At 40.8% G+C, this 13,298-nt stretch carries 10 protein-coding genes; all 10 read left to right on the top strand.

Annotation, left to right across the window (positions count from 1 at the left end):
- Positions 1–94 precede the first annotated feature (94 nt).
- The 10 genes from OIT90_RS11090 (at position 95) to cotE (ending at position 13,202) form a co-directional block, all read left to right on the top strand.
- The gene (locus OIT90_RS11090) at positions 95–1,270 is read left to right on the top strand and encodes a serine hydrolase domain-containing protein (RefSeq protein WP_474892561.1); all 1,176 of its coding nucleotides are present in this window, start codon (positions 95–97) and stop codon (positions 1,268–1,270) included.
- A gap of 233 nt (positions 1,271–1,503) precedes the next feature.
- Positions 1,504–3,066 carry a ribonuclease Y gene (rny, locus tag OIT90_RS11085; RefSeq protein ID WP_003211958.1) on the top strand — a complete coding sequence of 521 codons (1,563 nt, stop codon included), beginning with the start codon at positions 1,504–1,506 and terminating at the stop codon, positions 3,064–3,066.
- 90 nt (positions 3,067–3,156) lie between these two features.
- Complete coding sequence (locus OIT90_RS11080; RefSeq protein ID WP_047202212.1) at positions 3,157–3,951, top strand: TIGR00282 family metallophosphoesterase; 795 nt, start codon at positions 3,157–3,159, stop codon at positions 3,949–3,951.
- Between the two features lie 201 nt (positions 3,952–4,152).
- Positions 4,153–4,413: a stage V sporulation protein SpoVS gene (gene spoVS, locus OIT90_RS11075; protein ID WP_003211281.1), complete on the top strand. Its 261-nt coding sequence runs from the start codon at positions 4,153–4,155 to the stop codon at positions 4,411–4,413.
- 202 nt (positions 4,414–4,615) lie between these two features.
- Positions 4,616–7,660 (top strand): efflux RND transporter permease subunit, encoded by a 3,045-nt coding sequence (locus OIT90_RS11070; RefSeq protein ID WP_474892560.1) that lies wholly within the window; start codon positions 4,616–4,618, stop codon positions 7,658–7,660.
- Between the two features lie 174 nt (positions 7,661–7,834).
- Positions 7,835–8,899: an L-threonine 3-dehydrogenase gene (gene tdh / locus OIT90_RS11065; RefSeq protein WP_474892559.1), complete on the top strand. Its 1,065-nt coding sequence runs from the start codon at positions 7,835–7,837 to the stop codon at positions 8,897–8,899.
- The gene (locus OIT90_RS11060; RefSeq protein ID WP_474892558.1) at positions 8,899–10,077 is read left to right on the top strand and encodes a glycine C-acetyltransferase; all 1,179 of its coding nucleotides are present in this window, start codon (positions 8,899–8,901) and stop codon (positions 10,075–10,077) included. Before tdh ends, OIT90_RS11060 begins: the two co-directional genes overlap by 1 nt.
- 149 nt (positions 10,078–10,226) lie before the next feature.
- Positions 10,227–11,753 carry a tRNA (N6-isopentenyl adenosine(37)-C2)-methylthiotransferase MiaB gene (gene miaB, locus OIT90_RS11055; RefSeq protein WP_474892557.1) on the top strand — a complete coding sequence of 509 codons (1,527 nt, stop codon included), beginning with the start codon at positions 10,227–10,229 and terminating at the stop codon, positions 11,751–11,753.
- A gap of 1 nt (position 11,754) precedes the next feature.
- Complete coding sequence (ricA, locus tag OIT90_RS11050; RefSeq protein WP_474892556.1) at positions 11,755–12,189, top strand: regulatory iron-sulfur-containing complex subunit RicA; 435 nt, start codon at positions 11,755–11,757, stop codon at positions 12,187–12,189.
- Between the two features lie 467 nt (positions 12,190–12,656).
- Complete coding sequence (gene cotE, locus OIT90_RS11045) at positions 12,657–13,202, top strand: outer spore coat protein CotE (protein ID WP_039178732.1); 546 nt, start codon at positions 12,657–12,659, stop codon at positions 13,200–13,202.
- Positions 13,203–13,298: the final 96 nt, after the last annotated feature.

The following is a 13,298-nucleotide window of genomic DNA, read 5'->3' as shown; positions in this document are numbered from 1 at the left end:
CCTTTTTTATTTTGCAAAAAACTTTCGACAACTTTTTCAGTACTTCATCCGTCTAAAGTGTACAAAATGGCATTTATTTTGGGAGGAAAAAATAATGACAAGCCCGACCCGCAGAGGAACTGCAAAACGCAGAGGGAGAAAACCAAGTCAGAGGGGAAAACTTGTGCTTGTTTTTTTAGCAGCGATGATTTGCTTTACAATGTGGAATGTGCTTCATCGAACTAGTGAAGAAAAAAACCCGTTTCAAAAAACTGCAGTAGCTTTAGAAAACAGCCAGAAAAAAGAAGTCAAAAGGAAAACCACCAAAATATCAAAGGAACAAATCAAAACAGTGGACCGCAATCACAAAATCAGCAGTTATTTAAATAAGATCGGTTTCAGCGGAACAGCCATGATTGTTAGAAATGGAGAAATCATAACAAATAAAGGTTTTGGTTATGCAGACCGTAAACGAAAAATTCAAAATAATCCATTAACATCTTTTTATGTTGGTTCGTCTCAAAAAGCGCTGATTGCAACCGCCATTTTACAGCTTGAGGAAAAGGGGAAACTCCGGACAAGTGATCCGGTAAGCACGTATTTACCTCATTTCCCTAACGGACATACAATTACTTTGAAAAATCTGCTTACACATACATCGGGAATAAACGGACATATTGAAGGAAACGGCGCAATTACTCCGGACGAATTAATAAAAGACATAGAACGTCAGGGAATTAATCGTCAGCCGGGCGTATGGGGCTACAAGGATTCCAACTATTCTGTTCTTGCTTATATTGTTGCTGAAGTAAGCGGTGAGTCCTATGAACAATATATAAAGAATCATATTTTTAAACCGGCGGGAATGACGCATGCAGGCTTTTACAAAACATATAAAAAAGAACCTTATCCTGCTGTCGGGTATAAGCTGAAAGGCAGTAAAGCGGTTACACCGTATATGCCCGATCTATCTCAGCTGTACGGTGCTGGAGATATTTATATGAGTGCTATAGATATGTACAAATTTGACCAAGCCCTGATTGACGGCAAACTGTATTCGCAGAAGAGCTATAAAAAGATGTTTACGCCAGGAAGCAGCTCCACATACGGAATGGGATTTTATGTTGCTCCCGGTAGCTATTCAAGCCATGGTGTCATGCCGGGCTTCAACATTTTGAACAGCTTTAGCAAATCTGGTCAAACCATCGTTGTTTTGTTCTCCAATATACAAAATAACACTAAACTGGGCCAAGTGAACAATAAAGTATATCAGCTGCTGAATCAAGAATAATTCTGATCTGCTTTTGCAAACGCTAAGATAGCTAGCTTGACAAGTATTTCCGACACAATTACAATGGGAATGTATCACTTGTTTTTCTTAACATGATTGATAACTAATTTAAACTTGACAAGGGCAGTGAGGATCTCATTCCCTGTGAAGGCCCTGTATGTTGAGACACAAAACAATGTACATGCCGACACTTTATTTGTAAAACCAAGTTCATAGCAAGAGGAGGTGAAAATATGTCGCCTACGATGTTTACGATCATCTCCATTTTGCTGAGCCTAATCTGTTTAGTTGTTGGCTACTTTGTTCGTAAAACCATTGCAGAAGCAAAAATATCCGGCGCAAGAAACATGGCCGAACAAATTGTTGAGGATGCAAAGCGTGATGCGGAAGCATTGAAGAAAGAAGCGCTCTTGGAAGCGAAAGATGAAATTCATTCGTTTCGTGTAGAGGCGGAGCAAGAAGTTCGTGAAAGACGAAATGAGCTTCAAAGACAAGAAAACCGTTTACTTCAAAAAGAGGAAAATCTTGATCGCAAAGACGAATCTTTAGATAAACGGGAGTCCCTGTTGGAGAAGAGAGATCATTCTCTGAATGAACGACAACAACATATTGAAGAGATGGAAAGCAAAGTGGATGATATGATTCGTTTGCAGAAAGCCGAGTTGGAACGCATTTCAAGTCTAACTCGAGATGAAGCGAAACAAATCATTCTGGATCAAGTTGAAAATGAGCTTTCCCACGACATTGCAGTCATGACGAAAGAATCTGAAAACCGAGCGAAAGAAGAGGCTGACAAAAAGGCGAAAAACATTCTTTCACTTGCGTTACAGCGTTGCGCAGCTGATCATGTAGCTGAAACAACGGTATCTGTAGTCAATCTTCCAAATGATGAGATGAAAGGTCGTATTATCGGACGTGAAGGACGAAATATCCGTACGTTAGAAACGTTAACTGGTATTGACTTGATCATAGATGATACACCTGAAGCTGTTATCCTATCGGGCTTTGATCCGATTAGACGTGAAACAGCGAGGATAGCTCTGGACAAGCTAGTCCAGGATGGCCGCATTCATCCTGCACGAATTGAAGAAATGGTGGAAAAATCACGCCGTGAAGTCGATGATTATATCCGCGAGATGGGTGAGCAAACGACATTCGAAGTCGGAGTTCACGGTCTGCATCCGGATCTTATCAAAATTCTCGGCCGCTTGAAATTCCGTACAAGTTATGGACAAAATGTCCTGAAGCATTCAATTGAGGTTGCACATCTTGCAGGTCTCATGGCTTCAGAGCTTGGAGAAGATGCAAAGCTTGCAAAACGAGCAGGTCTTCTGCATGACATTGGAAAAGCCATTGATCATGAAGTAGAAGGAAGCCACGTAGAAATTGGCGTTGAGCTTGCGACGAAATATAAAGAGCATCCTGTTGTTATCAACAGTATTGCCTCTCACCACGGTGACCAAGAACCGACATCTATTATCGCTGTTCTTGTTGCGGCAGCTGATGCATTATCTGCAGCACGCCCTGGTGCAAGAAGTGAGACGCTTGAAAATTACATTCGGAGACTTGAGAAATTAGAAGATATCTCTGAATCTTATGAAGGTGTTGAAAAATCGTTTGCGATACAGGCTGGACGTGAAGTACGTATAATGGTGAAGCCAGATTCAATTAATGATCTTGAAGCTCACCGTCTAGCAAGGGATATTCGTAAGCGAATTGAGGACGAGCTCGATTACCCTGGTCACATTAAAGTGACAGTCATTCGAGAAACTCGCGCAGTAGAGTATGCAAAATAGAGCGGTGCGCTTAGCGCCGCTTTATTTTTTTGTGTAAATATGCAACACTGATAAGAAGATCAATTTATAAGAGAAAGGGTTCAAAAGCGCATGAAAATATTATTTGTTGGAGATATCGTCGGTTCACCTGGCAGAGACACACTGAAAGAATACTTGCCAAAGCTGAAGAAAAAATATCAGCCGCACTTTACCATTGTCAACGGAGAAAATGCTGCTCACGGGAAAGGTCTGACTGAAAAAATCTATCATGAGCTCCTGCAAGCAGGAGCTGATGTGCTCACAATGGGCAACCATACATGGGATAAAAGAGATATTTTCGATTTCATCGATGATGCAGCCCATATGGTCCGTCCTGCTAACTTCCCAGAAGGCACACCTGGAAAAGGTCTCACGTTTATTAAAAAACAAGGAAAAGAATTGGCTGTCATTAACCTGCAAGGACGTACGTTTTTACCGCCAATTGACTGCCCATTTCAAAAAGTAGATGAATTAATTGCGGAAGCATCCAAACGGACACCGTTTATTTTTATTGATTTTCATGGTGAAGCCACAAGTGAAAAGCAAGCAATGGGCTGGTATACAGACGGCCGTGCATCATGTGTCGTTGGAACGCATACACATGTTCAAACAGCAGATAACCGCGTATTGCCAAAAGGAACTGCGTATATTTCAGATGTTGGGATGACAGGACCTTATGATGGCATTTTGGGTGTTGACCGAGAAACGATTATTAAACGATTCAAAACAAGTCTCCCAGTCCGCTTTGAAATTGCAGAAGGACGCACAACGTTAAGTGCAGTCATCGTAGAAATTGACGAACAGTCGAAAAAAGCTGTCAAAATTGATCGAATTTTGATAAATGATGACCATATTTTCTTTGAATAAATGTTCACATATTTATTTCAGAAAAATATTAATCAGAAAGAAGGAATATGCGCCCTCTATCGTGAATATAGTAAAAATGGTAGGTAGCCTGCTATTTTTGAAAAACATTTTGGGGATGGATTTTCAAAAAATAGCATCATCTAACAAAGATTGTTCTAATGAACACTCACTTATCCATTGTAAATTTAAGGGGGAGCAGAAATGGAAATTTTAAAAGTTTCAGCAAAGTCAAATCCGAATTCAGTAGCAGGAGCATTAGCGGGCGTTTTACGTGAACGCGGTGCAGCAGAAATACAAGCAATCGGCGCTGGAGCACTGAATCAGGCGGTTAAGGCTGTCGCCATTGCAAGGGGATTTGTTGCGCCAAGCGGAGTGGATTTGATATGCATTCCAGCCTTTACTGACATTCTGATCGATGGAGAAGAAAGAACAGCCATCAAATTGATTGTTGAGCCACGATAATTCTAATTTTATTATTTTCAACCTGCTTACATCATGTAAGCAGGTTGTTTTTGTTTACCGCTATACATTTCTTATATAACATATTCAGTTCGTGAAATAGATAAAAATGACATATTAGAGCTTGCATTTTTTCACCATGATGATAAATTAAGATTAAGTTGAATTTACTTCATCAAAAATAAATATTTAAGTAGGTGAAATAATGTTTGAAGCTTTTTTGAAAAGAGGAAAGCTTGTTTTTATTTTATTTTTTATCGTTCTCATTGCTGGCGGCTATTTATTCACGCAGCTTCCTAAACGAGAACTGCCAGAATTCGAGGCGAATCTCGTCACGATTTCTACCGTTTTCCCTGGTGCAGATGCAAAACAGGTGGAAAGAGACGTCACCAATAAGCTGGAATCAGCTTTATCTGATATCAATGGTGTAGAGAAAACGAGCTCGGTTTCTGCCATTGGTTTCTCAAATATTGTGCTTGAAATTGAGGATCAAGCCGACTTTCAAAAGGTGGCAAGTCAAATTAAGAATGAAACGACAAGTGCTGCGCCATCTTTTCCTGACGGAGTGATGGAGCCGGATGTAAAGGATGAGTTCGGCAGCGTACCCGTTGGTTCTTATATGATTGTGTCGAGTCAATCATCGGACTTAGCAAAGAGTCAGAAATCGCTGCGTGCATTGAAGGAAAAAGTAGAGGACATCAAAGGGGTAGACAATGTCGTTATCAAAGGCTTCAATGACAAACAAGCGATATTAAACTTAGATTCAAACAAGCTGGAGGGGGAAGGGTTCAATGTAACTGATGTCACAAATGCCATCAATCAGGAATTTGACACATCTCCACTAGGCGATATTCGGGCAGGCAAAGAGAAGGTGAAGCTGTCCATCGATACATATGACCGCTTAGATCAAGTCAAAAAAATTGAGCTTTTCTCAAAAACAAAACGAGAGCCGGTCAAAATTAGTCAGCTTGGCAGCTTAAAAGAAGTAGAAAAAGAGAAAAGTGATATTGTGTCCTATAACGGAAAGCCCGCCTATTCATTTACAGTGAATATTAAACCAGGGCTTGATATTCCTAAAATGTATGACAAAGTCAATGATGTCATTGCGAAAGAAAAGCAGCTACCAAATGGGGTGGAGTGGGTAGACTACTATTCACAAAAAAGTGAAGTGGATGCCATTTTCAATGATTTAATAAAAGAAGCCATTGTTGCAGTCATCGCGGTCATTATCGTTACTACACTTGGACTCACGATTGGCGGGGCGTTTATCGTTTCACTCGCCATTCCGCTATCCATTACAATTGGAACCATTCCGCTGCCATTTTTACAAGTGGATCTCAACCAAATTTCGATCATCGGCTTTATCATTGCCTTAGGGATACTTGTCGATGATGCGATTGTCGTCAATGATAATATTTTAAGACAAATGAAAAAATACGAAAGTCCGCTTAAAGGAACAATTGCTGGCGTAAAAGAAGTCGCAGGGTCCATTTTGACATCAACACTTGCTGTTGTGTTTGCCTTCCTGCCGCTTCTTTTCTTATCAGGTGCAAACGGTTCATTTATTCGGGCACTACCATCTGTTCTAGTAACGACTGTGCTTGCGTCCATGGTGATTTCACTGACACTTGTGCCGGTCTATCAATATACTGTGAACAGGAAAAGAAAGAACAAGAAGAGTGAAAAAGAGCCGGGCTTTCTAGGAAAACCATTAAAAAGGCTGGCGGATTTCTATGCAGACCGTGTGTTGAAAAACATTGTGAAGCGGCCGCTCGTTATTGGACTAAGTGGCTTGCTTGTTGCAACGCTTGCTTTTTTACTTATTTTCGTCACACCATTTGAATTTTTCCCTGCGGCGAATAAGAAAGAAGTGGTCGTCACGGTCACGCTTCCAAGTGAAACAACATTAGACAAAACAAATGAAACACTAAAGAAAATAGAACAAGAAATTAAGCAGCAAAAAGGCATTGAAGAAACGGCGATTTTTGCAGGCTGCGGGGTGCCGAATCTGTTTAATGAAAGTATTTCAAATGCAAGTGACCACACTGGTCAGATTGTTGTAAGAGTAGACAATGATCAGATGACAAGTAAGGCATTGATAGATCGTATGACCGAGCCTTTGCGAGAGAAATTCAAAGAGGCTGATCTCTTTATGAAAACTATTGTTCAAGGACCGCCCACTGGAGCGCCAGTAACAGTAACAGTTGCAGGTGACTCTTTCACAAAGCTCATTGATGTCAAAGAAACGCTGACAAATGAAATGAAAGACAAAGGAGCAAGCTTGATTACAGATGATGTCAATAAGCCGGTAAAAACGATCTCCTTTGAATTAAACCGTGAGCGAATGGCAGAGGATGGGCTCAGTGCTCAATTTGTCAGCAGACAGCTTGGGCTTGTGACAGAAGGGATTCCATTAGGTACCTTTAAACAAGGAACAAATGATATCGATTTAGTGGTAAAACAGGATACAGGTACACATCAAAATGGTTTAAAGCTAAAAGAATTGAAAGTGCCTGTGAAGACAAACGAGGGTGGTATGCCTCAACTTGAGCCGCTTAGCCGATATGTAACAGACAAAGAAACAGAGCAGTATGAAAGCATTCCACATGAAAATGGAGTTCCAACCATTACGCTAAAGGCGTATCCCGGCGCATCAGATTCGTTTAAAGACGATATGAAAGAAGTCGTTAATCAAGTGGGGAAAAGCGCGGCAGCGAAGGATTTGACCATTTCACAAGGTGGAGAAAATGAAAATCAGACCCAGTTCTTTATTGAAATTAGTCTCTTATTTGCGGTTGTCCTGCTGCTCATTTACGTGACCATCGCATTCCAGTTCAATTCATTGATGCTTCCACTGTTAGTTCTAGGAACGGTTTACTTAGCCGTATCAGGAGCCATTATCGGACTGTTTGTCACACAAACGCCATTCAGCTTTATGGCAACAATGGGAATTGTCTCATTGGCTGGTATTGTCGTTCGAAATGCGGTCGTCTTATTCGAATTTATTGAACAGCGGCGCAAGCAAGGATTTGATCAACAGACAGCCGTCATTGAAGCGGGAAGAGCAAGGATTAGACCGATACTTTTAACAGCATTTACGGCATTAGTTGCATTAATGCCTGTTGCATTAAGTCATGATCCACTCTTTAAGCCGCTGGCCATCTGCATTGTATCAGGTGTCTTTTTCTCAACGATTCTGACATTATTTATTGTGCCAGCCCTATATGTTGCCGTTTCAAAGAAACGCTGACGATGAAAGTAAATCTCCTTTCAACCGGAGATTTGCTTTTTTTTTTAGAAAATATCTAAAAAAATATGTGGGGTGTTCATTTGTCTTTATCTAGTAGACAGTGGTGTTTACGACTAAAATAAGTCGTGTTAAAATCTGATTGGGAGAAGTTTTTTAACAAAGGGGTTGTACGTCATGTGTGGAACGATGAAAGCAATTGTTAAAAAAGAAAGCGCTTACGGAGCGGTGCTGACGGAGATGCCGATTCCAGAAATCAAAGATCATGAAGTATTGATAAAGGTGAAAGCCACTTCGATATGCGGAACAGACGTGCATATTTATAATTGGGATGACTGGGCTAAGGGGCGAGTCAAAGCGCCCTACATTTTTGGTCATGAATTTACAGGGGAAGTTGTCAAAGTGGGGAAGCAGGTCTCACGAGCAAAAGTAGGGGATTTTGTATCGGCTGAGACGCATCTTGTATGTAATCAATGTTATATGTGCTTAACAGGGCAGCAGCATTTGTGCAGTGAAACGAAAATTTTAGGGGTAGACATTGATGGCTGTTTTGCTGAATATGTCAAAATACCTGAACAAAATGGGTGGCATAATCCGGCTCAAATGCCAGTTGAACTTGCCTCTATACAAGAGCCGCTAGGAAATGCTGTCCATACAGTACTGCACACACCTGTTTCAGGTAAATCTGTGGCGATTTTTGGCTGCGGACCAATCGGCTTAATGGCAATCGCTGTCGCAAAAGCTTCTGGAGCTGTTCAAGTGTTCGCCGTTGATAAAAATGAATACAGGCTCGATCTAGCCCGAAAAATGGGTGCAGATCATATCGTGGATATTGGAAAAGATGATCCAGTCGCGATGATTAAGCAGCTCACGCGGATGGAAGGGGCAGACGTAATGTGTGAGATGTCAGGTCATCCAGCTGCCATTAATCAAGCACTCGAAGCTTGTGCAAATGGAGGAAAAGTCAATATACTAAGCTTGCCAGAACGGCCAGTGACAATTGATATTACGAACCAAATTGTTTTTAGGGGATTAACTGTGCAAGGGATCACGGGGAGAAAAATGTTTGAGACGTGGCGTCAAGTATCTGAGCTGTTAAGAACGAATACCATTGATGTAAAGCCAGTTGTCACTCACACACTGCCATTTGAAGAGTTCGAAAAGGGCTTTGAACTCATGCGGAATGGTACGTGCGGAAAAGTCGTACTGATGATGCCATCATATCAAAGGGGGAAGAAATGATGAAGGAATTCACGTATTTACAAGATGAATTGGAAACAATGAAGCAGCAAGGCACCCACCAAACCTTAAAAGAGATCGACTCAAAACAATCATCCACTGTTACATTAAATGAACAATCTGTTATACAACTCTCCTCAAATAACTACTTAGGTCTCACCTCGCACCCAAGGCTGATGAAAGCAGCAAAAGAGGCGATTGATGAATTCGGAGCGGGTACAGGATCCGTTCGAACCATCGCCGGCACAATGACAATGCATGAACGTCTTGAAAAAAAGCTTGCTGCATTTAAAAAGACAGAGGCAGCCCTTGTGTTCCAATCAGGCTTTACGACCAACCAAGGGGTTTTATCGAGTATCCTGACAAAAGATGATATTGTCATTTCGGATGAACTGAATCATGCCTCAATTATTGATGGAATCCGATTAACCAAAGCAGATAAAAAGGTATACAGTCATTCCAATATGGAAGAGCTGGAGAAGATTTTGAAAAAATCAATGAATTATCGCGTCCGCCTCATCGTTACAGACGGTGTTTTCTCAATGGATGGTGATATCGCGCCACTTCCTGAAATCGTCAGGCTAGCAGAAGCATATGATGCATTTGTCATGGTAGACGATGCGCATGCCTCTGGCGTGCTTGGCGAGAATGGCCGCGGGACAGTCAACCATTTTAAACTCGACGGCAGAGTGCACATACAGGTCGGGACCCTTAGTAAAGCTGTCGGAGTGCTCGGCGGTTACGTAGCTGGTTCAGCGGTTTTAATTGATTATTTAAAACATAAAGCAAGACCGTTTTTATTCAGCACCTCACATCCGCCGGCTGTGACTAGAGCATGTGAAGAAGCGATTGAAGTGCTGTTAGATGAACCGGAGCGAATCGATACACTTTGGGAGAACGCCGCTTATTTTAAAGAAAAGGTCATCAGCCTTGGATTTCAAGTCGCCCCAACAGAGACACCGATTATCCCAATCATGATTGGAGACGAAGCACTTACTTTTCGTTTCTCAAAAGCTTTAATAGAACGAGGTGTGTTTGCTCAAGGCATCGCCTTCCCAACAGTAGCAAAAGGCAAGGCAAGAATTAGAGCCATCATCACAGCCGAGCACACAAAAGAAGAACTAAACCGGGCACTGACAATCATTGAAGAAGAAGCAAAAAAACTAAACATACTTGATTGAGAGAGCGCAGGCTCTCTTTTTCTTTTTATGAAAAATGGTTATGACTAATAGACAATTTTCATAGAAGAACCGTATATGATTTATTTTCAATTCATCACAAAATAGTCTATACTGTAGGGTGGAACTTGGTTTGAAAGGAGTACAAATTCATGAATGAAGAGCAGAGAAAAGCGAGCGGACAAGTAAGTTCATCGGACAAAAAATCCGAGAAGGACTACAGCAAATATTTTGAAGCTGTGTACATTCCGCCTTCCTTAAAAGATGCAAAAAAACGGGGTAAAGAAGAAGTCGAATACAATCAATTTCAAATTGACGAGCAGTTTCAAGGGTTAGGGAACGGCCGCAAGTTTTATATTCGCACATATGGCTGTCAAATGAATGAGCATGACACAGAAGTGATGGCTGGTATTTTTATGGCGCTTGGCTATGAACCAACAAATTCAACGGAAGATGCAAATGTCATCTTATTAAACACTTGTGCTATTCGTGAAAATGCAGAAAATAAAGTGTTTGGAGAACTTGGTCATTTAAAAGCATTAAAACGCGAAAAGCCAGATTTAATTTTAGGTGTATGCGGATGTATGTCACAAGAAGAATCTGTCGTGAGCCGTATTTTGAAGAAACACCCATTTGTTGACTTAATCTTCGGCACGCACAACATTCACCGCCTGCCAGAGCTGTTATCTGAATGCTACCTTTCAAAAGAAATGGTGATTGAGGTTTGGTCAAAAGAAGGCGATGTGATTGAGAACCTTCCGAGAGCCCGTCAAGGTAAAATCAAGGGCTGGGTGAATATTATGTACGGCTGTGATAAATTCTGTACATACTGTATCGTGCCTTATACGCGCGGCAAGGAAAGAAGCCGCCGCCCAGATGAAATTATTCAAGAGGTCAGACGTTTAGCAGCAGAAGGATATAAGGAAATTACCCTTCTTGGTCAAAACGTGAATGCATATGGAAAAGATTTTGAAGATATGGAATATGGTCTTGGCCACCTGATGGATGAGCTGCGAAAAATTGATATTCCACGTATCCGTTTTACAACAAGTCACCCGCGTGATTTTGATGATCACTTAATTGAAGTGCTAGCCAAGGGCGGAAATCTTCTTGATCATATTCATCTGCCAGTACAATCCGGAAGTTCTTCTGTGCTGAAGCTTATGGCGAGAAAATATGACCGTGAGCGCTACCTTGATCTTGTGCGCAAAATCAAAGGAGCTATGCCGAATGCTTCATTAACAACGGACATTATTGTTGGGTTCCCAAATGAAACAGATGAGCAGTTTGAAGAAACACTTTCCCTCTATCGCGAGGTTGAGTTTGATGCCGCTTATACGTTCATTTATTCTCCAAGAGAAGGAACGCCGGCAGCGAAAATGAAAGACAACGTGCCAATGCGTGTGAAAAAAGAACGTCTGCAGCGCCTAAATGCACTTGTGAATGAAATTTCTGCGAAAAAAATGAAGGAATATGAAGGGCAGATTGTCGAAGTATTAGTAGAGGGTGAAAGTAAAAACAACCCTGAGATCCTAGCCGGATATACAAGTAAAAGCAAGCTTGTGAATTTTAAAGCACCAAAAGAAGCGATTGGCAACATCGTCAAAGTGAAAATCACACAAGCCAAAACTTGGTCTCTTGACGGAGAAATGGTTGGAGAAGCTATCGAGGTGAATTAAAATGACACTTTATTCAAAGAAAGAGATTGTCGAGCGCGCAAGAGAGCTCGCTAAAATGATTTCTGAAACGGAAGAAGTTGATTTCTTCAAAAAAGCAGAAGCGCAAATCAATGAAAATACAAAAATTTCAACGATCATTAATCAAATTAAGGCGCTTCAAAAACAAGCTGTGAACTTAAAGCATTACGGCAAACATGAAGCCTTAAAGCAAGTCGAAGAAAAAATCGATGCCCTGCAAGAAGAACTGGATGACATCCCAGTCATTCAAGAATTCAAAGAATCACAAATGGAAGTCAATTCCCTGCTTCAGCTTGTAGCGCACACAATTTCGAATCAAGTAACAGATGAAATCATTCTTTCAACCGGCGGTGACCTTTTATTAGGAGAAACCGGTTCAAAAGTAAAAAACTCATCACCACGTTGCTCCATTAAATGAGAAAACCCCGCAGATGCGGGGTTTTTTATTATATAGATTATATGTTATTTGTATTTTGCTACTGCATCAACAACAAAATGTTGATGCAGTAGCCCTTGTATTTCGTAAAAAATAAATATTATATTGAAGTGTTATCAACTAAAAATGAATTGATTTTACAGATTAAAAGATTTGAACTGAAACTTAATACTTAATCCAAAAATATTTATTACAATATGAAACTCTCTCATAAAATCCCCTCCATATATAAAGAAGGGCTACTATCTTTATTACATCAAATGACACCATTTCAGTCAACCCCAATCTCTCACTCTCCAACTTTTCCAATTTTCAAGGCAAGTTTATGGGCGACCATGCATACACTGAAACAGAAATGAATTTAATTGAACATGAAGTTCAAAATCGTGACACACTAGACGAATGCCCAGCATAAGATAAAACGATCAAGAACAAGGAGGCATGCCGGAATGTCTGAATACAGAGAAATTATTACAAAAGCGGTGGTTGCAAAAGGGAGGAAATTCACCCAAAGCACACACACCATTTCTCCATCGCAAAAACCAACCAGCATCTTAGGTGGTTGGATCATTAATCATAAGTATGATGCTGAAAAGGTCGGTAAAACGGTTGAAATCGAAGGAACATTTGATATTAACGTATGGTACTCTTACGCTGACAACACGAAAACAGAAGTTGTCACAGAGCGTGTGAAGTATGTAGACATCATTAAACTGAGATATAAAGATAAAAATTTCCTTGATGATGAGCACGAAGTGATTGCGAAAGTTTTGCAGCAGCCCAATTGCTTAGAAGTGACCATTTCTCCAAATGGCAATAAAATTATCGTTCAGGCAGAGCGAGAGTTCATTGCTGAGGTAGTCGGTGAAACAAAAATTGTTGTAGAGGTCAATTCAGACTGGAAAGAAAAAGATGATCACGAGTGGGAAGAGGAAGTGGATGAGGAGTTAGAGGATATTCATCCAGAGTTCCTAGCAGGTGATCCAGAAGAGTAAGGAATGACTAGGGCGCATATCCCCCTAGTTTTTTTGTGCCTGATCTAGGAGAAAAAAGGTGATTTTTTATGCTATAATTGAAGATGGTATGAATTC

The sequence above is a fragment of the Bacillus sp. ABR genome (assembly GCF_056172715.1).
This window is presented reverse-complemented; position numbering and strand designations above follow the sequence as displayed.

What these genes read in the sequence shown, in the direction of transcription:
- OIT90_RS11090 (WP_474892561.1), top strand. Translation starts at nt 95, where the DNA reads ATGACAAGCCCGACCCGCAGAGGAACTGCAAAACGCAGAGGGAGAAAA.
- rny (WP_003211958.1), top strand. Translation starts at nt 1,504, where the DNA reads ATGTCGCCTACGATGTTTACGATCATCTCCATTTTGCTGAGCCTAATC.
- OIT90_RS11080 (WP_047202212.1), top strand. Translation starts at nt 3,157, where the DNA reads ATGAAAATATTATTTGTTGGAGATATCGTCGGTTCACCTGGCAGAGAC.
- spoVS (WP_003211281.1), top strand. Translation starts at nt 4,153, where the DNA reads ATGGAAATTTTAAAAGTTTCAGCAAAGTCAAATCCGAATTCAGTAGCA.
- OIT90_RS11070 (WP_474892560.1), top strand. Translation starts at nt 4,616, where the DNA reads ATGTTTGAAGCTTTTTTGAAAAGAGGAAAGCTTGTTTTTATTTTATTT.
- tdh (WP_474892559.1), top strand. Translation starts at nt 7,835, where the DNA reads ATGTGTGGAACGATGAAAGCAATTGTTAAAAAAGAAAGCGCTTACGGA.
- OIT90_RS11060 (WP_474892558.1), top strand. Translation starts at nt 8,899, where the DNA reads ATGAAGGAATTCACGTATTTACAAGATGAATTGGAAACAATGAAGCAG.
- miaB (WP_474892557.1), top strand. Translation starts at nt 10,227, where the DNA reads ATGAATGAAGAGCAGAGAAAAGCGAGCGGACAAGTAAGTTCATCGGAC.
- ricA (WP_474892556.1), top strand. Translation starts at nt 11,755, where the DNA reads ATGACACTTTATTCAAAGAAAGAGATTGTCGAGCGCGCAAGAGAGCTC.
- cotE (WP_039178732.1), top strand. Translation starts at nt 12,657, where the DNA reads ATGTCTGAATACAGAGAAATTATTACAAAAGCGGTGGTTGCAAAAGGG.